The sequence below is a fragment of the Streptomyces sp. NPDC051183 genome, assembly GCF_040682455.1.
In the GTDB taxonomy this organism is placed as follows: Bacteria; Actinomycetota; Actinomycetes; order Streptomycetales; family Streptomycetaceae; genus Streptomyces.
This window is the reverse complement of the sequence record NZ_JBFBBA010000022.1, coordinates 22,345-43,390: the sequence shown is the minus strand read 5'-3', so window position 1 is coordinate 43,390 and position 21,046 is coordinate 22,345. Positions and strand designations below refer to the sequence as shown.

General features: G+C 70.4%; 20 protein-coding genes. 4 read left to right on the top strand and 16 right to left on the bottom strand.

Annotated features, from left to right (window positions below):
- Positions 1–174 precede the first annotated feature (174 nt).
- The 3 genes from AB0M99_RS20555 to AB0M99_RS20545 all read right to left on the bottom strand — a co-directional run bounded on the left by AB0M99_RS20555 (position 175) and on the right by AB0M99_RS20545 (position 4,109).
- Positions 175–2,556, bottom strand: coding sequence for an ATP-binding protein (locus tag AB0M99_RS20555; protein WP_365922341.1), 2,382 nt, complete (start codon positions 2,554–2,556; stop codon positions 175–177).
- Positions 2,557–2,733: 177 nt separating this feature from the next.
- A complete protein-coding gene (locus tag AB0M99_RS20550; protein WP_355410659.1) occupies positions 2,734–3,057 on the bottom strand; it encodes an STAS domain-containing protein in 324 nt (107 codons plus the stop codon).
- Between the two features lie 203 nt (positions 3,058–3,260).
- A complete protein-coding gene (locus AB0M99_RS20545) occupies positions 3,261–4,109 on the bottom strand; it encodes a 3-hydroxyacyl-CoA dehydrogenase family protein (protein WP_365922339.1) in 849 nt (282 codons plus the stop codon).
- Between the two features lie 192 nt (positions 4,110–4,301).
- Between AB0M99_RS20545 and AB0M99_RS20540 the strand changes: the two genes are divergently transcribed.
- Complete coding sequence (locus tag AB0M99_RS20540) at positions 4,302–4,874, top strand: cob(I)yrinic acid a,c-diamide adenosyltransferase (protein ID WP_365922337.1); 573 nt, start codon at positions 4,302–4,304, stop codon at positions 4,872–4,874.
- A 34-nt stretch (positions 4,875–4,908) separates the two neighbouring features.
- Here the strand turns inward: AB0M99_RS20540 and AB0M99_RS20535 are convergent, their stop codons facing one another.
- Positions 4,909–5,457 carry a hypothetical protein gene (locus AB0M99_RS20535; protein WP_365922335.1) on the bottom strand — a complete coding sequence of 183 codons (549 nt, stop codon included), beginning with the start codon at positions 5,455–5,457 and terminating at the stop codon, positions 4,909–4,911.
- Positions 5,458–5,616: 159 nt separating this feature from the next.
- On the opposite strand from AB0M99_RS20535, the gene AB0M99_RS20530 reads away from it, so the two are divergent.
- The 3 genes from AB0M99_RS20530 to AB0M99_RS20520 all read left to right on the top strand — a co-directional run bounded on the left by AB0M99_RS20530 (position 5,617) and on the right by AB0M99_RS20520 (position 9,542).
- A complete protein-coding gene (locus AB0M99_RS20530; protein WP_365922333.1) occupies positions 5,617–6,840 on the top strand; it encodes a histidine kinase in 1,224 nt (407 codons plus the stop codon).
- Positions 6,837–7,493: a response regulator transcription factor gene (locus AB0M99_RS20525; protein WP_365922331.1), complete on the top strand. Its 657-nt coding sequence runs from the start codon at positions 6,837–6,839 to the stop codon at positions 7,491–7,493. Before AB0M99_RS20530 ends, AB0M99_RS20525 begins: the two co-directional genes overlap by 4 nt.
- Before the next feature lie 159 nt (positions 7,494–7,652).
- A complete protein-coding gene (locus AB0M99_RS20520) occupies positions 7,653–9,542 on the top strand; it encodes a glycoside hydrolase family 18 chitinase (protein ID WP_365922329.1) in 1,890 nt (629 codons plus the stop codon).
- 69 nt (positions 9,543–9,611) lie between these two features.
- Here AB0M99_RS20520 and AB0M99_RS20515 read toward each other — a convergent pair whose 3' ends face one another.
- The 12 genes from AB0M99_RS20515 to glyA all read right to left on the bottom strand — a co-directional run bounded on the left by AB0M99_RS20515 (position 9,612) and on the right by glyA (position 20,953).
- Complete coding sequence (locus AB0M99_RS20515; protein WP_365922327.1) at positions 9,612–10,058, bottom strand: DUF2550 domain-containing protein; 447 nt, start codon at positions 10,056–10,058, stop codon at positions 9,612–9,614.
- Positions 10,059–10,180: 122 nt separating this feature from the next.
- Complete coding sequence (locus AB0M99_RS20510; protein ID WP_280916174.1) at positions 10,181–10,555, bottom strand: F0F1 ATP synthase subunit epsilon; 375 nt, start codon at positions 10,553–10,555, stop codon at positions 10,181–10,183.
- A 160-nt stretch (positions 10,556–10,715) separates the two neighbouring features.
- Entirely contained in the window at positions 10,716–12,158 is a 1,443-nt protein-coding gene (gene atpD, locus AB0M99_RS20505) for a F0F1 ATP synthase subunit beta (protein ID WP_365922325.1), read from the bottom strand.
- On the bottom strand, positions 12,158–13,075 hold the full coding sequence (locus tag AB0M99_RS20500) for a F0F1 ATP synthase subunit gamma (protein WP_365922323.1): 918 nt from the start codon (positions 13,073–13,075) through the stop codon (positions 12,158–12,160). The genes atpD and AB0M99_RS20500 overlap by 1 nt, the downstream gene beginning before the upstream one ends.
- 20 nt (positions 13,076–13,095) lie before the next feature.
- Positions 13,096–14,691, bottom strand: coding sequence for a F0F1 ATP synthase subunit alpha (gene atpA / locus AB0M99_RS20495; protein ID WP_365922321.1), 1,596 nt, complete (start codon positions 14,689–14,691; stop codon positions 13,096–13,098).
- A 129-nt stretch (positions 14,692–14,820) separates the two neighbouring features.
- Entirely contained in the window at positions 14,821–15,636 is an 816-nt protein-coding gene (locus tag AB0M99_RS20490; protein WP_365922319.1) for a F0F1 ATP synthase subunit delta, read from the bottom strand.
- Positions 15,633–16,175: a F0F1 ATP synthase subunit B gene (locus AB0M99_RS20485; protein ID WP_365922317.1), complete on the bottom strand. Its 543-nt coding sequence runs from the start codon at positions 16,173–16,175 to the stop codon at positions 15,633–15,635. Before AB0M99_RS20485 ends, AB0M99_RS20490 begins: the two co-directional genes overlap by 4 nt.
- A gap of 42 nt (positions 16,176–16,217) precedes the next feature.
- Positions 16,218–16,442, bottom strand: a complete 225-nt coding sequence (gene atpE, locus AB0M99_RS20480; RefSeq protein ID WP_175461222.1) for an ATP synthase F0 subunit C — start codon at positions 16,440–16,442, stop codon at positions 16,218–16,220.
- An 80-nt stretch (positions 16,443–16,522) separates the two neighbouring features.
- Complete coding sequence (gene atpB / locus AB0M99_RS20475) at positions 16,523–17,332, bottom strand: F0F1 ATP synthase subunit A (protein WP_365922471.1); 810 nt, start codon at positions 17,330–17,332, stop codon at positions 16,523–16,525.
- Between the two features lie 240 nt (positions 17,333–17,572).
- Positions 17,573–18,010: a hypothetical protein gene (locus tag AB0M99_RS20470; RefSeq protein WP_365922315.1), complete on the bottom strand. Its 438-nt coding sequence runs from the start codon at positions 18,008–18,010 to the stop codon at positions 17,573–17,575.
- Between the two features lie 274 nt (positions 18,011–18,284).
- Positions 18,285–19,619 carry an MraY family glycosyltransferase gene (locus AB0M99_RS20465; RefSeq protein WP_365922469.1) on the bottom strand — a complete coding sequence of 445 codons (1,335 nt, stop codon included), beginning with the start codon at positions 19,617–19,619 and terminating at the stop codon, positions 18,285–18,287.
- A gap of 101 nt (positions 19,620–19,720) precedes the next feature.
- Positions 19,721–20,953: a serine hydroxymethyltransferase gene (gene glyA, locus AB0M99_RS20460; RefSeq protein WP_365922313.1), complete on the bottom strand. Its 1,233-nt coding sequence runs from the start codon at positions 20,951–20,953 to the stop codon at positions 19,721–19,723.
- Positions 20,954–21,046: the final 93 nt, after the last annotated feature.

The following is a 21,046-nucleotide window of genomic DNA, read 5'->3' as shown; positions in this document are numbered from 1 at the left end:
GGGCTCTGCCCGGACCCGCGCCTCAAACGCCGGCGGGGCTGAGATTGCCGCTGCGCGGCAGATCCAGCCCGCCAGCAGGCGGCATCAGCCGAAATCCAGCCCCGCCGGCGTTTGAGGCGCGGGGTACGGGGCGGAGCCCCGATCCTTCAGCCCCGCCGGCGAGGCGCGGGGCGGTCAGGTGCCCGGCGGGGTGTTGGCCGGGGGCGGCTCCGTCGGGGTCGCGGTCGGGGTCGGCGGCGGCGTCGTCGTGGGCGTCTCCGTCGGCGTCGGAGGCGTCGGGTCCTGCGTCGGCGGGGTCGAGGACGGCTTGGTCGGCGGCTTCGAGGACGGCTTGCGCGACGGGGTCGTACGCGACGACGGGGTCGCGGACGGCGTCAGCGACGGCTCCTCCGGCCCACCCGACTCCGCAGCGGACGCAGACGCAGACGCGCCCGGATCCGGTGCAGGATCGTTCCCGCTCGTACCCGGCACCGCCGGCGGCGTCGGGGTCGTGGACATCCCCGGCCCCGAGGCCGGCGGCGTGGACGGGTCCGAGGAGCCCATCGCCAGCGCCACCACCGTGCCGAGCACCGCCACCGTCACCGCGCCCGCCCCCGCCAGCAGGACCGTCTTGCGGCGCCCGCGCGGGACCGGCCGGGGCTCCGGCTCCGGCGTCCGCTCCACCCGCGGGGGCTTCGGAGTCAGCGGGAACGCGTCCTCGAACACCTCCGCCAGCGTCGCCGGTACGGCGCCCCGTGCCGTGGCCGGCGACACCACCGGAACCACCGTCGTCACCGCCTCCGAGGCCGGCGCGGCAGCAATGGGCGCAGGGGCCGAGCCGGCGGCGAGCGCCGGACTCTGCTTCGCCGCGACCGGCGCGGAGGACGCGGACGACGCACCGGACGCGGCAGACGCGGCAGACCCGCCAGACGCAGCCACCGGCGGCTCCAGCCTCAGCGGAGGCGACACCTCCACCCCCGCCGCCTCGCGGTCGGCGACCAGCGCCAGCGCCCGCCGCCCCGCCACGGTCCCCCGCTTGTCGGCCAGCGCGCCCTTCAGCCCGATCGAGGCCTCCAGTTCCGCGCGCGCCCGGTCGAGCCGCCCCTCGCACAGCGCGAGGACGCCCAGCTCGTGGTGGAAGTAGGCCTGTTCCGCGACCTCCCCCGCCTTCCGCGCGGCCTCGGCGCCCGAGCGCAGCACCCGCTCCCACGCCTCCCAGTGCAGCGAGGCCGCGAACGCCGGAGCCGCCGTGCGCGCCAGCAGTACGGCCGCCACCACATCGGCGCCGGCCAGCGCCGCGAGCACCGCGTCCGCCTCGGCCGCGACCCGCCCGGGGGTCACCGAGGTGTGGCCGGTCCACCAGGCGTAGTGCCGGGCGGCCGTACGGGCCTCCTCGGCCGCCGTGTCCCCGTACCCGGCCTCGTCCAGCTGTCGTGCGACCCCGGCGGCCAGCCGGTAGCGCGTCCCGACGGGGGTCAGGAGCCCGCAGTCGAGCAGTTCCCCCACCGCGGTGTCGGCGTGCGTGTCCCCGACCAGCGCCGGCAGGTGCGCGTGGTGCGGCAGTTCCCCGCCGAGCGCGCACGCGATCCGCAGCGCCGCCCGCGCGGACTCGCTGACGCGGGAGGCCAGCAGTTCGGCCGGGGCCGCGCCCTCGGCCAGCGTCGGCAGCGGTACGAAGGCGGCGTCGCGCGGCCGCTCCTCGAAGACGCCGGGCTCCTCGTCCTCGTCCTCGTCGGTCCTGCGGTTGAGCTCGTCCCGCTGCCGCAGCAGCGCGGCGGCCTGCACGAAGCGCAGCGGCAGCCCCTCGGAGGCGAACCGCAGGTCCTCCGCCCAGGCCGTCTCCGCGTCCGTCAGGGCCCGCCCGACGCCCGCCTCCAGCAGGGCCGCGCAGTCGGCGCGCGCGAGACCGCCGAGGAAGACCTCCTCCAGGTGCGAGTCGTCGGAGGGGGCCCGGGTGTCGGGGGTGGCCGCCAGCAGGTACGCGCACTCCGGCGTGGCCCGCAGCAGCTCGTCGAGCGCGGGACCGCCCATGTCGAGGTCGTCCAGCAGGACTATGGCGCCGATCTCCCGCACCCGCGCGAGGAGTTCGGCGCGGTCGGGCCGCCCGGCGGTGTCGTGGACGGCCGCGTACAGCGCGTGGAGCACCTCGCCGGGCTGCTGGTGCCCGTACGCGGAGAGCCGTACCACCCCGTCGGGTGCCAGGTTCCCGCACTCGGCCGCGACCGCGTCGAGCAGCGTCGTACGCCCGGACCCGGCGGGACCGGTGAGGCGTACGGAGCGGCCGCGCGCGAGCAGCCGTACGAGCCGCTCGCGCTCCTCGTCGCGCCCCAGCGGCAGCCGCCCCGAGGCGGCGGCGCCCACGGGCAGCGGCGGGACGGGGGGCCGGGCGGCGGCTTCCCGGGCGCCGCGGTCGGCGGACGCGCGCTTGGCGGGGCGGCCGGCCGTGGCGCCCGGGCGGAGCGGCTCGATCTCGCTGCCGTCGACGGGGTTCACGGTGAGGGTGAAGTCACCGGCGGTCAGCGTGACCACCCGTGCGGGCTGCTCCGCCGGATCCGTCGGCACCTGTGTGTGGTCCATGACTCAGTCCCCCGATCGCGCGCGCGTCGTCGCCGTCGTTCCGCCCGGCCTTCGCACACGCCGCTCTCGCTACTGGTCCGGTTTCCGCCCGAACCCTAGACCGTGGCCGGGCGCGCCGGAACCGCTGGGGGCCTTCACGACCGGAACGTTACGTTTCCGCAGGAAACCGGTCGCGGTTCACACGCGCGGGAGGGACTCCGCTTCCAGGCCGCCCTCGATCGCGAGGATCCGGTGCAGCCGGGTGGCCACGAGCAGTCGCTGCATCTGCGGGGGCACCCCGCGCAGGACGAGCCGGCGGCCGGTCCGGCCCGCCCGCCGGTGGGCGCCCATGATCACGCCGAGGCCGGTCGCGTCCCAGGAGTCGAGCCCGGTGAGGTCCAGCACGAGGTCGCCGTGACCGTCGTCGAGGGCGGTGTGCAGGACCGTACGGGCGTCCGCCGCGCTGCGCACGTCGAGGCGGCCCCCGACAGCGAGTTCGGCGTGGTCGCCCCTGATGTGCATGTGTGCTCCCGGCGGTACTGCGTACGTTTGGTCCGACTGGTCCGTGGTCGGCAACTCTCACTGCAACTGACTGCCTCGGGGGCGGGGAAGTTGCCGACCGTGAGCGAACCGATACCTAATTCACCCGTAGGGGTGCGGGCATTCGAACAGCGGCACGCCGCGGGCTCTGGACTGGCAGGGCATCCGCGGCGCCCCTCGCGCCCTCAGTGCTTGTAGAAACCCTGCCCGCTCTTGCGACCGAGGTCGCCGGCGTCCACCATCCGGCGCATCAGCTCCGGCGGCGCGAACTTCTCGTCCTGCGATTCCGTGTAGATGTTGCTGGTGGCGTGCAGCAGGATGTCGACGCCGGTGAGGTCGGCGGTGGCCAGCGGCCCCATGGCGTGCCCGAAGCCGAGCTTGCAGGCGATGTCGATGTCCTCGGCGGAGGCCACGCCCGATTCGTACAGCTTGGCGGCCTCGACGACCAGCGCGGAGATCAGACGGGTCGTCACGAAGCCGGCGACGTCGCGGTTGACGACGATGCAGGTCTTGCCGACGGACTCGGCGAACGCCCGCGTGGTGGCGAGGGTTTCGTCGCTCGTCTTGTAGCCGCGCACCAGCTCGCACAGCTGCATCATCGGGACGGGCGAGAAGAAGTGCGCGCCGACGACCCGCTCGGGGCGCTTCGTCACGGCCGCGATCTTGGTGATCGGGATGGCGGAGGTGTTGGAGGCGAGGACCGTGTCCTCGCGCACCAGCTCGTCCAGCGTGCGGAAGATGTCGTGCTTGACGTCGAGCTTCTCGAAGACGGCCTCGACGACGATGTCGACGTCGGCGACCGCGTCGAAGTCGGTCGTCGTGGTGATCCGGGCCAGGGCCGCCTCGGCGTCCTCGGCGGTCATCCTGCCCTTGGAGACGAACTTGTCGTACGAGGCCTTGATCCCGTCGGTGCCCCGGGTCAGGGCGGCGTCGGTGACATCGCGCAGTACGACGTCCCAGCCCGCCTGAGCGGAGACCTGAGCGATCCCGGAGCCCATCAGCCCGGCACCGATGACGGCAAGCTTCCCAGCCACTGCACACCCCATGTTCTTCATACGGCCCAGCTCGACAAGGCCGTCTCATGGCCTCTCCGGCGGAGACTAGCGTCAGTGAGGGGCGGTGTGACCGCGAAGTAACACGCGTCACGTCTCAGATGACGGACATCACACTGATACGGCCCAGCAGTGCGCCGGAGGCCCGCAGTTGGCCCGCACTACGCTGGCGGCATGGTGAACCTCACGCGCATCTACACCCGCACCGGCGACAAGGGCACGACCGCCCTGGGCGACATGAGCCGTACGCAGAAGACCGACCTGCGCATCTCCGCGTACGCCGACGCCAACGAGGCCAACGCGGCCATCGGGACGGCGATCGCCCTGGGCTCGCTGCCGCAGGAGGTCGTGAAAGTCCTGGTCCGTGTGCAGAACGACCTGTTCGACGTCGGCGCCGACCTGTGCACCCCGGTGGTGGAGAACCCGGAGTACCCGCCGCTGCGCGTCGAGCAGTTCTACGTCGACAAGCTGGAGGCCGACTGCGACGCCTTCAACGAGCAGCTGGAGAAGCTGCGCAGCTTCATCCTGCCCGGAGGCACGCCCGGCGCGGCCCTGCTCCACCAGGCCTGCACGGTGGTCCGGCGCGCGGAGCGCTCGACGTGGGCGGCGCTGGAGGTGCACGGCGAGGTGATGAACCCGCTCACGGCCACGTACCTGAACCGCCTCTCCGACCTCCTGTTCATCCTGGCGCGTACGGCCAACAAGGAGGTCGGGGACGTGCTCTGGGTGCCCGGCGGCGACCGCTAGGGGGTGTCGGCGACCGCTGGGGGCGGCCTCGACGCTAGGACGCGTCCGCGCCCACCGGGGCCTTCTTCGGCCAGATCGTGTAGGCGGCGGCGATCAGGGCGTGGATGCCGACCACCCGCAGGGCGGCGAACTGCCAGCCCTTGAGGGAGGAGACGTCGCCCGCGTCGCCGACGTACCAGACAGCGACCTGGAGCAGGCAGAGCGCGACCGCCGCGGCGAGGACCGTCCGGATCCACAGCTTCCACTCGTGGGCGGCGCGCGCCTTGCCGTACCCGGGACCGGCCGGCTTCGGGCCGCCGGCCAGCCGGTGGGCGGCGTGGCCGTCGAGCCACTTCACGGTGTAGTGGCCATAGGCGACGGTGTAGCCGATGTACAGGGCCGCGAGGCCGTGCTTCCAGTCCGGCGCGGCGCCGTTCTTGAGGTCGAGCGTGGTGACGACCAGCAGGACGAGTTCGAGCAGCGGCTCGCACAGCAGCAGCGCCGCTCCCGCCCGGGGCATCTTCGCGACGTAGCGCAGCGTCAGCCCGGCGGCCAGCAGCACCCAGAAGCCGACCTCGCAGGCGATGATCAGTGCGACGATCACGGGACTCTCCGTTCCGCTCAGTTCTTGCGTTCCCCGGTTCTCTCCCAGGCTCCCGCCCGATCCGGCCCGGTTCGTCGTCCGCCGTGACGAAAGGCGGCTGCATCCTTCGATGTAGTCGGACTCCGTCCGGGTGTGGAGGCTCCGCGCCGCCCCAGCGTGTTGGATGGGACCGTGACCCCGAAGCTCCCGCGGCCGCACCGCGACGACGTCCTGCTCGCCGTGGTCAGCGTGCTCGCGGGCCTGCTGCTGTGGTCGCTCGGGGTGCACAGCAACGGCAGCCGGCACTTCTTCCCCGACTGGGCCGCCCTGGTACCGCTGGTGACCCTCGGAGCGCTGGAGCTGGTACGCCGGTCCGCGCCCCACGTCACCCTGGCCGTCGGCACGCTCGGGATCATCGCCGACCAGTTCACGGTGGGAAATCTGGCCACCGTCCTGATCTTCACGGACCTGATGTACGCGGCCGTGGTCTACGGCAAACCCGCCATGGCCCGCCGGCTCCCCGTGTCCACCGGCCTGATCACCATCGCCGTCACGATCGCCGCCGTGAGCTGGCTGCGCACCCCGCCGGCCCTGCTGATCGGCGTGGTCACGGGCCTCGTCAGCTTCGCCCCGGCCCTGACCGGCGCCACCCTGCGCAATCACCGCGAGGCCGCGGTCGCCGCCCGGCTGCGCGCCGACCAGACCGCGCTGCTGGCCGAGATGGACCGGGCGCAGGCGGTGGTCGCCGAGCGTGCCCGGATGGCCCGCGAGCTGCACGACATGGTGGCCAACCACCTGTCCGCCATCGCCATCCACTCCACCGCCGCGCTCTCCATCGACTCCCCCGCGACGAGCCGCGAGGCGCTCGGGGTGATCCGGGAGAACAGCGTTCAGGGTCTGGCCGAAATGCGCCGTCTGATCGGACTACTGCGCGAGGCGGGCGCCGAGCAGGAGGCGGTGGCCGTGCCCTCGCTCGACGCTCTGGACGCCCTGCTCCGCCAAGCCCGTACGAACGGCTCCGCGAGCGGGCTGGACTTCGTACTCCACGACGAGCGGCCCCCCGGCGAGCCGCTGCCGGCCCCGGTGGAGCTGGCGGCGTACCGGATCGCGCAGGAGTCGCTGACCAACGCCCTCAAGCACGCCGCTCCGGGCACGGTCACGGTCCGGGTGGCCCGCGGCCGCGGCTCCGGCGCGGCGGGCGGGATGCTGACCGTGCAGGTGGACTCCCCGTACGGGGAGCGCCCCGGCCCCCGCGCCCCCGGCTCCGGGTCCGGCCTGATCGGCATGCGGGAGCGGACGGAGCTGCTCGGCGGGGAGTTCTCCGCGGGCCCGGCCGGCCCGGCGGAATCGGTGTGGCGGGTGCGGGCGACGCTGCCCGCGGAGGAGAAGGCGGTACGCGAATGACGATCCGGGTCGTGGTGGCGGAGGACCAGAACGCGGTACGGGCCGGGCTGGTGCTGATCCTGCGCAGCGCGGGCGACATCGAGGTGGCGGGCGAGGCCGCGGACGGCGAGGAGGCGGTGCGCCTGGCCCGGGAGCTGCGGCCGGACCTGGTCCTCATGGACGTGCAGATGCCGCGGCTGGACGGGGTCTCGGCGACGCGCCAGGTGGTCGCGGAGGGGCTGGCGGACGTCCTGGTGCTGACCACTTTCGACCTGGACGAGTATGTCTTCGGCGCACTGCGCGCGGGCGCGTCCGGCTTCCTGCTGAAGAACGCGGACGCGGCGGAGCTGATCGGCGCGGTACGGACCGTCGCGCGCGGGGAGGGCCTGATCGCCCCGGCGGTGACCCGGCGGCTGATCGCCGAGTTCGCGGCCCCGCGCGCGGCCGTACGGGCACCCGTGCCCGAGGGGACGGCCGCGGCGGTGGCCTCGCTGACCCGGCGCGAGCGGGAGGTGCTCGGCTGCCTGGGCGAGGGGCTGGCGAACGCGGAGATCGCGGTGCGCCTGGAGATGGCGGAGGCGACGGTGAAGACGCACGTCAGCAGGCTGCTGGCGAAGCTGGAGCTGCGCAGCCGGGTGCAGGCGGCGGTGCTGGCGCAGGAACTCGGCCTCTAGGCACGGCCGTTGGGGGCCGCTGGAGCCGTACTGGGGCCGCTTCCGCCTGGAGGTCTGGACCTCTTGACGCTTGGTCCAGACCTTTCTACTCTCACCGCAACACTGTGGTGAGCGTGCCATGACAAAAGCGTGCTCACGGGCGGCGCAGGTCCCACCCCCATGTCGCAGTCGGCCCCACGGCCGCGACGGACCTACGGAGGAGCACCCTTGAGCACAGCACCCCCACGACGCGTACGACTGTTCCGAAGAGTGGCCGCGGCCGTGGCCTGTCTGTCCCTGCCCATCGCCGGGCTGGTGGCCCTCGCCGGACCCGCCGAGGCCGCCGCTTCGGCGACCGCGACCTACACCAAGGTGTCCGACTGGGGCACTGGCTTCGAGGGCAAGTGGACGGTGAAGAACACCGGCACCACCACCCTCACCAGCTGGACCGTGGAGTGGGACTACCCGGCCGGCACCTCGGTCACCTCGGCCTGGGACGCCACCGTCACCAGCTCGGGCACCCACTGGACGGGCAAGAACGTCGGCTGGAACGGCACCCTCTCCCCCGGGGCCAGCATCAGCTTCGGCTTCAACGGCGCCGGCCCGGGCGCCCCCAGCGGCTGCAAGGTCAACGGCGGCGCCTGCGACGGCACCACCCAGCCCGGCGACAACCCGCCCTCCGCCCCCGGCAACCTCGCCGCGAGCAACGTCGGCGAGACCGGCCTGACCCTTTCCTGGTCGGCGGCCACCGATGACAAGGGCATCAAGAACTACGACGTCTACCGCGGCGGCGCCAAGATCGCGACCGTCACCGGCACCAGCTACGGCGACTCCGGCCTGACCAAGGGCACGACGTACGCCTACTCGGTCACCGCCCGCGACACCATCGACCAGACCGGTCCAGCCGCCACCCTGTCGGTGACCACCCCCGGCGGCACCACGCCCCCGGACCCGGGCGACAAGATCAAGCTCGGCTACTTCACCGAGTGGGGCGTCTACGGCCGCAATTACCACGTGAAGAACCTGGTCACCTCCGGCTCCGCCGCGAAGATCACCCACATCAACTACGCCTTCGGCAACGTCACCGGCGGCAAGTGCACCATCGGTGACGCGTACGCCGACTACGACAAGGCCTACACCGCCGACCAGAGCGTCGACGGCGTCGCGGACAACTGGGACCAGCCGCTGCGCGGCAACTTCAACCAGCTGCGCAAGCTGAAGGCGAAGTACCCGCACATCAAGATCCTGTGGTCCTTCGGCGGCTGGACCTGGTCCGGCGGCTTCGGCCAGGCCGCGGCGAACCCGGCCGCCTTCGCCGACTCCTGCTACGGCCTGGTCGAGGACCCGCGCTGGGCCGACGTGTTCGACGGCATCGACATCGACTGGGAGTACCCCAACGCCTGCGGCCTGTCCTGCGACACCAGCGGCGCCGCCTCCTTCAAGAACCTGATGTCCGCCCTGCGCACCAAGTTCGGCGGCTCCAACCTCGTCACCGCCGCGATCTCCGCCGACGGCTCCAACGGCGGCAAGCTCGACCTCGCCGACTACGCGGGCGCCGCGCAGTCCGTCGACTTCTACAACGTCATGACGTACGACTTCTTCGGCGCGTGGGACGCCAAGGGCCCGACCGCCCCGCACTCCCCGCTCACCTCGTACACCGGCATCCCGATCGCCGGCTTCAACTCCGAGGCCGCCATCACCAAGCTCAAGGGCAAGGGCATCCCCGGCTCCAAGCTCAACCTCGGCATCGGCTTCTACGGCCGCGGCTGGACGGGCGTCACCCAGGCGACCCCCGGCGGCACCGCCACCGGACCGGCGGCCGGCACGTACGAGCAGGGCATCGAGGACTACAAGGTGCTCAAGAACACCTGCCCCTCCACCGGCACCGTCGCCGGCACGGCCTACGCCAAGTGCGGCAGCAACTGGTGGAGCTACGACACCCCCGCCACGATCGCCGGGAAGATGACCTGGGCCAAGCAGCAGGGCCTGAAGGGCGCCTTCTTCTGGGAGTTCAGCGGCGACACCACCAACGGTGAGCTGGCGAACGCGATCCACACCGGGCTCCAGTAAAGACCGAAGCCGGGGAGACGGGTCCGCCCCCGTCTCCCCGGCTTCTTCACGTCCGTTCGGCCCGTGCGACTACGCCACGTTCACCCTCTGGCCGGGAGGCGCCGCCTCCAGCCAGGCCAGGAATCCGGTCAGCGCGTCCTCGCTCATCGCCAGCTCCAGGCGGGTCCCCCGGTGGGAACAGCCGAGCACGACGGCGTCGGACAGCAGCGCGAGCTCCTCCTCGCCCTCGGGGGCCCGGCGGGCGAGCACCTCGATGGCGGAGCGCTCCAGCACCCGGCGCGGCCGCGGCGAGTACGAGAACACCCGGAACCACTCGATCCGGTCGCCGCCGTAGCGCGCGACTCCGTAGACCCAGCCCTTGCCGGAGATGTCGGGCTCCTCGGCCACACCCCAGCGCAGACTGCAGTCGAAGGTCCCGCCGGAACGCTGGATCAGCCTGCGGCGCAGCCCGAAGACAAAGAGCCCGATCACCACCAGGGCTACGACCAGGCCGCTCACAAGCAGAGCGAGGAGCATCTTCACCGACCTCCTCGCTCATCGAATGCGAAAAACGGACCTGCATCGCCTCAGCCGCGACCCGCTCCGGAAAATTCCGGAACGGACCGCGGCTGAGGTATCAAACCTATTCGGTACGGGGCTCAGTGCCCCGTGACCGCGCGCAGCCGGACATCGGCGCGACGCTCGGCGGCCGCATCGGCCTCCGACTTCGCGCGCTCCAGTGCCCGCTCCGCCCGCTGGACGTCAATCTCGTCCGCGAGCTCGGCGATCTCGGCCAGCAGGGACAGCTTGTTGTCCGCGAACGAGATGAATCCGCCGTGCACCGCGGCGACGACAGTGCCGCCCTCGCTGGTACGGATGGTCACCGGGCCCGATTCCAGCACACCGAGAAGCGGCTGGTGACCGGGCATGACGCCGATGTCGCCGGACGTGGTGCGGGCGACAACAAGGGTGGCCTCGCCGGACCAGACATTGCGGTCCGCCGCGACCAGCTCGACGTGCAGCTCAGCAGCCAAGGTGGCTCCTCGGGTCACCACCCGGCGGTTCAGCCGGGTGTTGGGTCAAATTCTAATGGGCGTGGGGAGAGGGACGGGACACACCCGCCCCTCTCCTACGAGACACCAGCCGGCGAGCCGGCGGGCCTGCGAACCGATGCGCTCCGAGGAGCGCGCCGGATCAGGAGACGCCCAGCTCCTTGGCGTTGGCCTTCAGGTCCTCGATGCCACCGCACAGGAAGAACGCCTGCTCGGGGAAGTGGTCGTAGTCACCGTCGCAGATCGCGTTGAACGCGGTGATCGACTCGTCGAGCGGAACGTCCGAACCGTCCACGCCGGTGAACTGCTTGGCGACGTGGGTGTTCTGCGACAGGAAGCGCTCGACACGACGGGCACGGTGGACAACGAGCTTGTCCTCCTCGCCCAGCTCGTCGATACCGAGGATCGCGATGATGTCCTGGAGGTCCTTGTACTTCTGCAGGATCCCCTTGACGCGCATCGCGGTGGCGTAGTGGTCCGCCGCGATGTACCGCGGGTCGAGGATACGGGACGTCGAGTCCAGCGGGTCCACGGCCGGGTAGATGCCCTTCTCGGAGATCGGACGGGAAAGAACCGTCGTCGCGTCGAGGTGGGCGAAGGTGGTGGCCGGCGCCGGGTCGGTCAGGTCGTCCGCGGGGACGTAGATCGCCTGCATCGAGGTGATCGAGTGACCGCGGGTCGAGGTGATGCGCTCCTGCAGCAGACCCATCTCGTCAGCCAGGTTCGGCTGGTAACCCACTGCGGACGGCATGCGGCCGAGCAGCGTGGAGACCTCGGAACCGGCCTGGGTGTAACGGAAGATGTTGTCGATGAAGAAGAGCACGTCCTGCTTCTGCACATCGCGGAAGTACTCCGCCATGGTCAGACCGGCGAGCGCGACGCGAAGACGGGTGCCCGGGGGCTCGTCCATCTGGCCGAAGACAAGCGCCGTCTTGTCGATGACGCCCGAGTCGGCCATTTCCTCGATGAGGTCGTTGCCCTCACGGGTACGCTCACCGACGCCCGCGAAGACCGACACACCGTCGTGGTTGTTGGCGACGCGGTAGATCATTTCCTGGATCAGAACGGTCTTGCCGACACCGGCACCACCGAACAGACCGATCTTTCCACCCTTGACGTACGGGGTGAGAAGGTCGATGACCTTGACGCCGGTCTCGAACATCTCGGTCTTCGACTCGAGCTCGTCGAAGCGAGGCGCCTTGCGGTGGATCGGCCAGCGCTCGGTGACGTTGGCGTTCTCCTCCGGGTAGTTCAGCACCTCACCGAGGGTGTTGAACACCTTGCCCTTGGTGAAGTCACCGACGGGGACGGTGATGCCCTCGCCCGTGTCGGTCACCGGGGCCTGGCGGACCAGACCGTCGGTGGGCTGCATGGAGATGGTGCGGACCAGGCCGTCACCCAGGTGCTGGGCGACCTCAAGGGTCAGCGTCTTCAGCGCGCCGTCCTCGGCCGGGTCGGTGACCTGGACCTTCAGGGCGTTGTAGATGTCGGGCATGGCGTCGACGGGGAACTCCACGTCGACGACCGGGCCGATGACCCGGGCGACGCGGCCCGTGGCGGCGGCCGTCTCAACAGTGGTCGTCATTACTTGTCACTCCCCGCGGTCGCGTCTGCCATGGCGCTGGCGCCACCGACGATCTCGCTGATTTCCTGGGTGATTTCGGCCTGGCGGGCCGCGTTGGCAAGCCGGGAGAGGCTCTTGATGAGATCCCCGGCGTTGTCGGTCGCCGACTTCATCGCGCGGCGGCGGGCGGCGTGCTCGGAAGCAGCGGCCTGCAGCAGTGCGTTGTAGATGCGGCTCTCGACGTAGCGCGGCAGCAGGGCGTCGAGGACGTCCTCCGCCGACGGCTCGAAGTCGAACAGCGGAAGGATCTCGCCCTTCGTACCGCTCTCCTCCGCAGCCTGGTCGAGGCTGAGCGGCAGCATCCGGCCGTCCACCGCGTTCTGCGTCATCATCGACACGAATTCCGTGTAGACGATGTGCAGCTCGTCGACGCCGCCCTCGGCCGTTTCCGTCTGGATGGCCTCGATCAGCGGTCCCGCGACGCGCTTGGCATCGGCGTAGGCCGGGCTGTCGGTGAAGCCGGTCCACGAATCCGCGACCTTGCGCTCGCGGAAGCCGTAGTAGGCGACACCCTTACGGCCGACGATGTACGTGTCGACCTCCTTGCCCTCGCCGCGGAGCCGCTCGGTGAGCCGCTCCGCCTGCTTGATGGCGTTCGAGGAGTAGCCGCCGGCCAGACCGCGGTCGCTCGTGATGAGCACGATCGCGGCCCGGGTCGGCGCCTCGACCTCGGTGGTCAGGGCGTGCTTGGTGTTCGAGCCCGTCGCCACCGCGGTCACCGCACGGGTGAGCTCGGTCGCGTACGGCATCGATGCCGCCACCTTGCGCTGCGCCTTGACGATGCGCGAGGCGGCGATCATCTCCATCGCCTTGGTGATCTTCTTGGTCGCCGTGATGGCACGGATGCGACGCTTGTAGACCCGGAGCTGCGCTCCCATGAGTCAGGTCCCTTCCGTCGTCACTTGGAGACGTTGACGGCCGGCACGTCCTCGCCCAGAAGCTTGCCGTCCGAGGTCTCGAACTGCCGCTTGAAGGCGGCAATCGCGTCGGCGATCGAGCCCAGGGTGTCGTCCGACATCTTGCCGCCGTCGGCGATGGAGGTGAGGAGGTCCTTGCGCTCGCGGCGCAGGTGCTCCAGCAGCTCCGACTCGAAGCGACGGATGTCGTTGACCGGGACGTCGTCCATCTTGCCGGTGGTGCCGGCCCAGACGGAGACGACCTGCTCCTCGACGGGCATCGGCTGGTACTGGCCCTGCTTCAGCAGCTCGACCAGGCGCTTGCCGCGCTCCAGCGAGGCCTTCGACGCGGCGTCCAGGTCGGAACCGAAGGCGGCGAACGCCTCCAGCTCACGGTACTGGGCGAGGTCCAGGCGCAGACGGCCGGAAACCTGCTTCATGGCCTTGTGCTGGGCGGAGCCACCGACGCGGGAGACCGAGATACCGACGTTCAGCGCCGGGCGCTGGCCCGCGTTGAACAGGTCGGACTCCAGGAAGCACTGGCCGTCGGTGATGGAGATGACGTTGGTCGGGATGAACGCCGACACGTCGTTCGCCTTGGTCTCGACGATCGGCAGACCGGTCATCGAACCGGCACCCATGTCGTCGGAGAGCTTCGCGCAGCGCTCCAGCAGACGGGAGTGCAGGTAGAAGACGTCACCCGGGTAGGCCTCACGGCCCGGCGGGCGGCGCAGCAGCAGCGACACGGCGCGGTAGGCGTCGGCCTGCTTCGACAGGTCGTCGAAGATGATCAGGACGTGCTTGCCGGCGTACATCCAGTGCTGGCCGATGGCGGAACCGGTGTACGGCGCCAGGTACTTGAAGCCGGCCGGGTCGGACGCCGGGGCGGCGACGATCGTCGTGTACTCGAGCGCGCCGGCGTCTTCCAGGGCGCCGCGAACGGACGCGATGGTCGAGCCCTTCTGGCCGATGGCGACGTAGATGCAGCGAACCTGCTTGTTCACGTCGCCGGAGCGCCAGTTGTCACGCTGGTTGATGATCGTGTCGACGGCCAGAGCGGTCTTGCCGGTCTGACGGTCACCGATGATCAGCTGACGCTGGCCACGGCCGACCGGCACCATCGCGTCGATCGCCTTGTAGCCGGTCTGCATCGGCTCGTGCACCGACTTACGGACCATGACGCCCGGGGCCTGCAGCTCGAGGGCGCGGCGGCCTTCGGTCGCGATCTCGCCGAGACCGTCGATCGGGTTGCCGAGCGGGTCGACGACGCGGCCGAGGTAGCCCTCGCCGACGCCTACGGAGAGAACCTCACCGGTGCGCTGCACCGGCTGGCCCTCCTCGATACCGCTGAACTCGCCGAGGACGACCGCACCGATCTCGCGCTCGTCGAGGTTGAGGGCGAGACCGAGGGTGCCGTCCTCGAACTTCAGCAGCTCGTTCGCCATGGCGGAGGGCAGGCCCTCCACCTTCGCGATGCCGTCGCCGGCAACGCTGACCGTTCCGACCTCCTCGCGCGAGGCCGCGTCCGGCTGGTACGACTGGACAAAGTTCTCCAGTGCGTCCCGGATCTCCTCCGGCCGGATCGTGAGCTCCGCCATCTGGGTTCCCTGCTCTCCTTGTTGGGCCTGAAGCTTCTTAGGGGTCTGGGGTTGACCCCCAGGAATCTTCTGCAAGTTCTGCACGGCCCAACCGGGCCGCTAGGAATGCGTTGTTCTATTGGTGGCTGGTCAGCCGGCCATGCGGCGGGACGCCTCGGCGAGGCGGTCCGCGATGGTGCCGTCGATGACCTCGTCGCCGACCCGCACCACGATCCCGCCGAGGACCGTGGGGTCCACGTCGAGGTTCAGGTGCATCTGGCGGCCGTACAGCTTGGCCAGCACCGCGCCGAGACGCTGCTTCTGAACGTCGCTGAGCGGAACCGCGCTGGTCACGGTGGCGACCATGCGGTTGCGGCGCTCCGCGGCGATCACGGAGAGGGACTCGAGTCCCGCTTCCAGGCTACGTCCACGCGGGTGCGTGACGAGACGCGTGACCAGACGCTCGGTGACGGCGTTCGCCTTGCCGCCGAGCAGGCTGCGCAGCAGCTGGCTCTTGGCGGAGGCGGAGGCCGACCGGTCGGTCAGCGCGGCGCGCAGCTCGGTGTTCGACGACACGATCCGGCCGAAGCGGAACAGCTCGTCCTCGACGTCGTCGAGGGCGCCGTTCTGCTGGGCCGCCGTGAGGTCGGCGGTGGACGCCAGCTGCTCCAGCGAGTCCACCAGGTCACGGGACTGCGACCAGCGGGACCGGACCATGCCGGACACCAGGTCGAGGGTCTCCCCGCCCACCTGGCCCGCCAGCAGGCGCCCGGCCAGCTCGGCCTTGGCCTCGCCGGACTGCGCCGGGTCCGTGATGACCCGACGCAGCGAGACCTCACGGTCGAGCAGCGCGGTGACGGCAGCCAGCTCACCGGCGAGCTTCGCCGCGTCGACGGACGTGTTGTCCGTCAGCGCGTCGAGACGCTCGCGCGCGGAGGCCAGCGCCTCGCGGCTCGCTCCGTTCATCGGGCGGCCTCGGCCTTCTCCTCAAGCTCGCTGAGGAAACGGTCGATCGTGCGGCTCTGCCGGGCGGCGTCCTCGAGGGACTCGCCGACGAGCTTTCCGGCCAGGTCGGTGGCGAGCTTGCCAACGTCCTGACGCAGCGCCTGAGAGGCGGCCTTGCGGTCGGCCTCGATCTGGGCGTGGCCGGCAGCGATGATCTCCTCACGCTGCCGCTGGCCCTCTGCGCGCAGTTCTTCCTTGAGCGCAGTGCCCTGCTCCAGCGCTTCCTGGCGCAGGCGCGCGGCCTCGTGCCGGGCCTCGGCGAGCTGGGCCTTGTACTGCTCCAGGACGCTCTGGGCCTCGGTCTGAGCGGCTTCTGCCTTTTCGATACCGCCCTCGATCGTCTCGCGACGCTCGTCCAGAACCTTGTTGATGTTCGGGAGGAGCTTCTTCGCCAGGAGACCGAAGACGATGACGAAGGCGATCAGACCGATGACGAGCTCGGGGATCGGCGGGACGAGGGGGTTACCAGGCTCCTCGGCCGCGAGAACCAGGAGGTTCACATCAGTGCCTTTCGTCGATACGGACTAGTCGTGGAGTTCGTCTTAGTAGACGAACGGCATGACCAGACCGATGAGGGCGAGCGCCTCACAGAAGGCGAAGCCGAGGATCTGGTTGGCGCGGATCAGACCGGCAGCCTCGGGCTGACGGGCCATCGCCTGGGTGCCGTTACCGAAGATGATGCCGACGCCGACGCCCGGGCCGATCGCCGCGAGACCGTAACCGACGGAGCTGAGGGAACCTTCGACGGCAGCAAGGGTCTGGGACATGCCAGTTCTTCCTTCTCTTTCATGGACCGGTGGGGGTTGGCCACCGGACGATTCGGGGGTGTTGCAGGAGCGGTGGTCGCTCAGTGGTGCTCGGCGATTGCGCCCTGCAGGAAGCTGCAGGCCAGGAGGACGAAGACGTACGCCTGGACAGCCTGGATGAAGAGTTCGAATGCGGTCATCACGATCACCATGACGAACGAGACGCCCGCGTAGGCGATGCCGATCCCGTTCAGCAGGTACCAGCTGGCGATGGTGAACAGCAGCAGCAGGGTGTGACCGGCGAACATGTTCGCGAACAGTCGGACCGCGTGGGTGAAGGGGCGGACGATGACGTTCGAGAAGAACTCGATCACCATGACCATCGGCAGGATCGCGCCGAGGGACTTGTCGTAGCCCGTGATGTTCTTGAAGCCGCCGACGAAACCGTGGCGCTTGAAGGTCACCGACATCCACATGACGTAGATGACGAGGGCGAGGCCGGCCGGGTACGCGATGACGGCGGTCACCGGGAACTGGGCGAGCGGCACGATCGACCACAGGTTCATGATCCAGACGAAGAAGAACGTCGCGACCATGAAGGGGACGTACTTCTCGCCTTCCTTCTTACCGAGCGTCTCGTAGACGATGCCGCGGCGTACGAAGTCGTAGCCCGCCTCGGCGACCATCTGGAGCTTGCCCGGGACGACCTTCGGCTTCCGGAACGCGGCCCAGAAGAAGCCGACGATGATGACCGAGCCCAGCAGGGCGAGCAGCATCGTCTTGTTGAAGTACAGGTTGCTGTCCGCGTCGCCGAAGATCGGCTTGAACAGGAACGAGTACAGGGTCGGGCCCGGGAAGCCGCAGCCAGTGCCGTCTTCGAAATGACAGTTGATATCGAAGGCGAGCGTCATGTCAGCAGCACTCACCGCGGGCTCCTTCAGCGTGGCGCATAGGTACGGCAACCTCGTTGTGTCGGCGCGGCGCGCAGCCGCGGTTCGGCACTGGACTGGTGTTACGGATGGTGGGGCGGCAGTCAGGCATCGAGCCTCGCGATGGAACAGGCGTCAGCTCAGATGCCCGCGCCCGCAGTGCCGCAGTTGGAACCGGACGATAGCAGCATCTCGAACGCCCATTTATTCCGCCCCTACCCCTCACGGCTTCGGCCCCGAATTTTCGGGCTTTTCGCCCTTGGTCGAGTCCGGTTCGACGTAGAGGATCTTGGCCTTCATGTGAACACGGGTCTGGACGCCGATCCACACGAGGGTGGCGGCGACGAGCGTGATCGCGAAGGACCGGGGGTGGAACAGTGTCGTGTTCTTGAACGCGGCGAGAAAGACGAAGAGCAACAGGATCTGGGCCGTGTAGAGCATGAGCCCCATGGCCTGGAACAGGTGCGGTAGTGATTTCGCCGTGCGCTGCAGGACCACGGCCCCGACACCCATGAAGAGGATCACGACCAGCGTCGCGATGACAGCACCGAGAGCCCCCTTGCCGCCGACGGCCACGCCGCAGATGACGGCGGCTAGAGCGCCGGCCGCGGCTGTGGGCACAGCGGTTTGCAGGAGGGATCGGACATCGTCTGACCGCATGGCGGTTTGCTCCGCGTGGTGGTGGGGGCACGGGACTCGTACGGGACGAGCGTAAGCCCGGTTCGAGTGGAAACCTCGGGCCAATGGACCGTCGCACTACGGTCCTTCGGCTCTGTCGCCGGGTTTAGTGAACGGTATCACAAACTATTTGATGAGAGCTTTACCTGCCGGGTGTGCTGACTGTCACACATGAGAGTGACCCTGCGCGTGTGTGCACGGCAGCTAACGGGCTTGCCTGCTAAAGGGGGTGTATATCCGACATGCACCCTGGATGTCAGCGCGAGGATTCGGCCTTACGCCGGTCGGGGAAGCGCGAACGGGGGCCTACGGCGGTCGCCCCGTTGACGCCGGAGACACCCGCCGCGACCGGCCGTACGGGCTCCGGTTCCGCGGCCGTGGCCTCCTGCAGGGCCGCCTCCGCGGCCCGCTCGGCGTGTCGGTAGCGCGGCGGGACCAGTGCCTCCGCCCACCGCGGGGTCCGCGGGGTGAAGCGCGGCAGGAGCAGCAGGACCAGGCCGAGGGCGCTCAGCCCGGCGATCGCGAGCCCGATCCACATCGAGGCGGAGTGCACCGAGTACGCCACCGCGCCGAAGGCGATCAGCCCCGACCAGAAGTACATGATCAGCACCGCACGGCTGTGCGAGTGGCCGAGCTCCAGCAGCCGGTGGTGCAGGTGCCCGCGGTCGGCCGCGAACGGGGACTGGCCCTTCCAGGTGCGCCGGACGATGGCCAGGATCAGGTCGGCCATCGGGATGGCGATGATGGTCAGGGGCAGCAGCAGCGGGATGAAGACCGGGAGCATCGCGTGCGTCGCGTTGCGCTCGCCGCCCGCGAACAGCGCCATCGTGTCGGGGTCCACCTGACCGGTGATGGAGATCGCCGAGGCGGCCAGCACGAGACCGATCAGCATCGAGCCGGAGTCGCCCATGAAGATGCGGGCGGGATGCATGTTGTGCGGCAGGAAGCCCAGGCACATGCCCATGAGGATCGCGGCGAAAAGGGTCGCGGGCGCGGCCGCCTCGATGCCGTAGCCGAACCAGATGCGGTAGGCGTAGAGGAAGAAGGCGCCGGCCGCGATGCAGACCGTGCCGGCGGCCAGGCCGTCGAGGCCGTCCACGAAGTTCACCGCGTTGATGGTGATCACGACGAGGGCCACCGTCAGCAGGTTGCCCTGCCACTGGGTGAGCGCGACCGTCCCGATCCACGGGACGGGGATCCACAGGATGGTCAGGCCCTGCATGACCATCACGCCGGCGGCGATCATCTGTGCGCCGAGCTTGATCAGGGCGTCGATCTCGAACTTGTCGTCGAGCACGCCGACCAGCCAGATCAGGGCCGCACCGGAGAGCAGGGCCCGCGGCTCGTTCGACAGCTCGAAGACGCCGTTGAGGTTCTGCAGGTGGTCCGCGACCAGGAGCCCCGCGCACAGCCCGCCGAACATCGCGATGCCGCCCAGCCTCGGCGTGGGCTCGCGGTGGACGTCGCGGGCGCGGATCTCCGGCATCGCGCCGGCCGCGATCGCGAACTTCCGCACGGGCCCGGTGAGCAGGTAGGTCACCGCGACCGTGACGCAAAGCGTCAGCAGATATTCACGCACGGGCTGCCCCAGATGTATCGCCGGCCATCTCAGCCCCACACACTAGCTGCGATGCAGTCGGTATCGAGGACGCAAGGTGGCGGTATCCCGGTTGCGGTACGCCCCTCTCGCCCCTATTGCTCCCCGTACGGGGGAAATTCCAGCGCCAGCTCGTTGACCTCCGCACGGGTTCTCGCGGCCTCCCCGCGCAGCGCCTGCGCAAACAGGGCCGCGATCCGGCCCATCTCCGGCTCCCCCATCCCCTGGGTGGTCACCGCGGCCGTGCCGAGGCGGATCCCGCGCTGGTCCCCGTACGGGAGGGCGCAGGTGTCCAGCACGATCCCCGCGGCGGCGAGACGGCCGCGGGCGGTCGGGCCGTCGAGGCCCAGGGGCGCGGGGTCGGCGGTGATCAGGTGCGTGTCGGTGCCGCCGGTCGTCACGGCGAAGCCGCCGGCGGCCAGCGCGTCGGCCAGGGTCCGGGCGTTGGCCACCACCCGGTGCGCGTACGAGGTGAACGCGGGCCCGGCGGCCTCCCCGAACGCCACGGCCTTGGCGGCGATGGTGTGCATCTGGGCGCCGCCCTGCGTGAAGGGGAACACCGCCCGGTCGACCCGCTCGGCGAACTCGGCGCCGCAGAGCACCATCCCGCCGCGCGGACCGCGCAGCACCTTGTGGGTGGTCGCGCAGACGATGTCGGCGTACGGGACGGGGCTGGGGGCGGCCCCGCCCGCGACCAGCCCGATCGGGTGGGCGGCGTCGGCGATCAGGTACGCCCCGACCTCGTCGGCGATCTCCCGGAACGCGGAGTACTCGGGATGGCGGGGGTAGGAGATCGACCCGCAGACGATCGCCTTGGGCCGGTGCGCGCGCGCCAGTTCCTGGACCTGGAGGTAGTCGATGAGCCCGGTCTCCGCGTCGACCCCGTACCCGACGAAGTCGAACCAGCGGCCGGAGAAGTTCGCCGGCGACCCGTGGGTGAGGTGGCCGCCGTACGGCAGGCCCATGGCCAGGACGGTGTCCCCGGGCCGCAGCAGGGCGGCGTACGCGGCCAGCACGGCGGCGGAACCGGAGTGCGGCTGCACGTTGGCGTGCTCGGCACCGAACAGCGCCCTGGCCCGTTCGACCGCGATCCGCTCGGCCAGATCGGCGTACTCGCACCCGCCGTGGTGCCGGGCGCCGGGGTAGCCCTCGGCGTACTTGTTGGCGAGCGTGGAGCCGAGCGCCGCGAGCACGGCGGGCGAGGTGAAGTTCTCCGCGGCGATCAGCTGGAGCGTCCCGGCCTGCCGCTGCCGCTCCCCCGCGAGGACGTCGGCCATCTGCGGATCCTGCTGCCGCAGGAGGTCCGTCGGCTGGGTGATGACGCTCATGGCGTGCTCCCGCGCAGTGGGGTACCGGGTACCAGCCACTGTAGGCCGCACCCCGCCCCGGCGCCTCGCGACGGACCCCGGCGCACGCGGCGA

Coding starts and splice junctions, on each gene's coding strand:
- AB0M99_RS20555 (WP_365922341.1), bottom strand. CDS start 2,556: ATGGACCACACACAGGTGCCGACGGATCCGGCGGAGCAGCCCGCACGG.
- AB0M99_RS20550 (WP_355410659.1), bottom strand. CDS start 3,057: ATGCACATCAGGGGCGACCACGCCGAACTCGCTGTCGGGGGCCGCCTC.
- AB0M99_RS20540 (WP_365922337.1), top strand. CDS start 4,302: ATGGTGAACCTCACGCGCATCTACACCCGCACCGGCGACAAGGGCACG.
- AB0M99_RS20525 (WP_365922331.1), top strand. CDS start 6,837: ATGACGATCCGGGTCGTGGTGGCGGAGGACCAGAACGCGGTACGGGCC.
- AB0M99_RS20520 (WP_365922329.1), top strand. CDS start 7,653: ATGTCGCAGTCGGCCCCACGGCCGCGACGGACCTACGGAGGAGCACCC.
- AB0M99_RS20515 (WP_365922327.1), bottom strand. CDS start 10,058: ATGCTCCTCGCTCTGCTTGTGAGCGGCCTGGTCGTAGCCCTGGTGGTG.
- atpD (WP_365922325.1), bottom strand. CDS start 12,158: ATGACGACCACTGTTGAGACGGCCGCCGCCACGGGCCGCGTCGCCCGG.
- AB0M99_RS20500 (WP_365922323.1), bottom strand. CDS start 13,075: ATGGGAGCGCAGCTCCGGGTCTACAAGCGTCGCATCCGTGCCATCACG.
- atpA (WP_365922321.1), bottom strand. CDS start 14,691: ATGGCGGAGCTCACGATCCGGCCGGAGGAGATCCGGGACGCACTGGAG.
- AB0M99_RS20490 (WP_365922319.1), bottom strand. CDS start 15,636: ATGAACGGAGCGAGCCGCGAGGCGCTGGCCTCCGCGCGCGAGCGTCTC.
- atpE (WP_175461222.1), bottom strand. CDS start 16,442: ATGTCCCAGACCCTTGCTGCCGTCGAAGGTTCCCTCAGCTCCGTCGGT.
- atpB (WP_365922471.1), bottom strand. CDS start 17,332: ATGACGCTCGCCTTCGATATCAACTGTCATTTCGAAGACGGCACTGGC.
- AB0M99_RS20470 (WP_365922315.1), bottom strand. CDS start 18,010: ATGCGGTCAGACGATGTCCGATCCCTCCTGCAAACCGCTGTGCCCACA.
- glyA (WP_365922313.1), bottom strand. CDS start 20,953: ATGAGCGTCATCACCCAGCCGACGGACCTCCTGCGGCAGCAGGATCCG.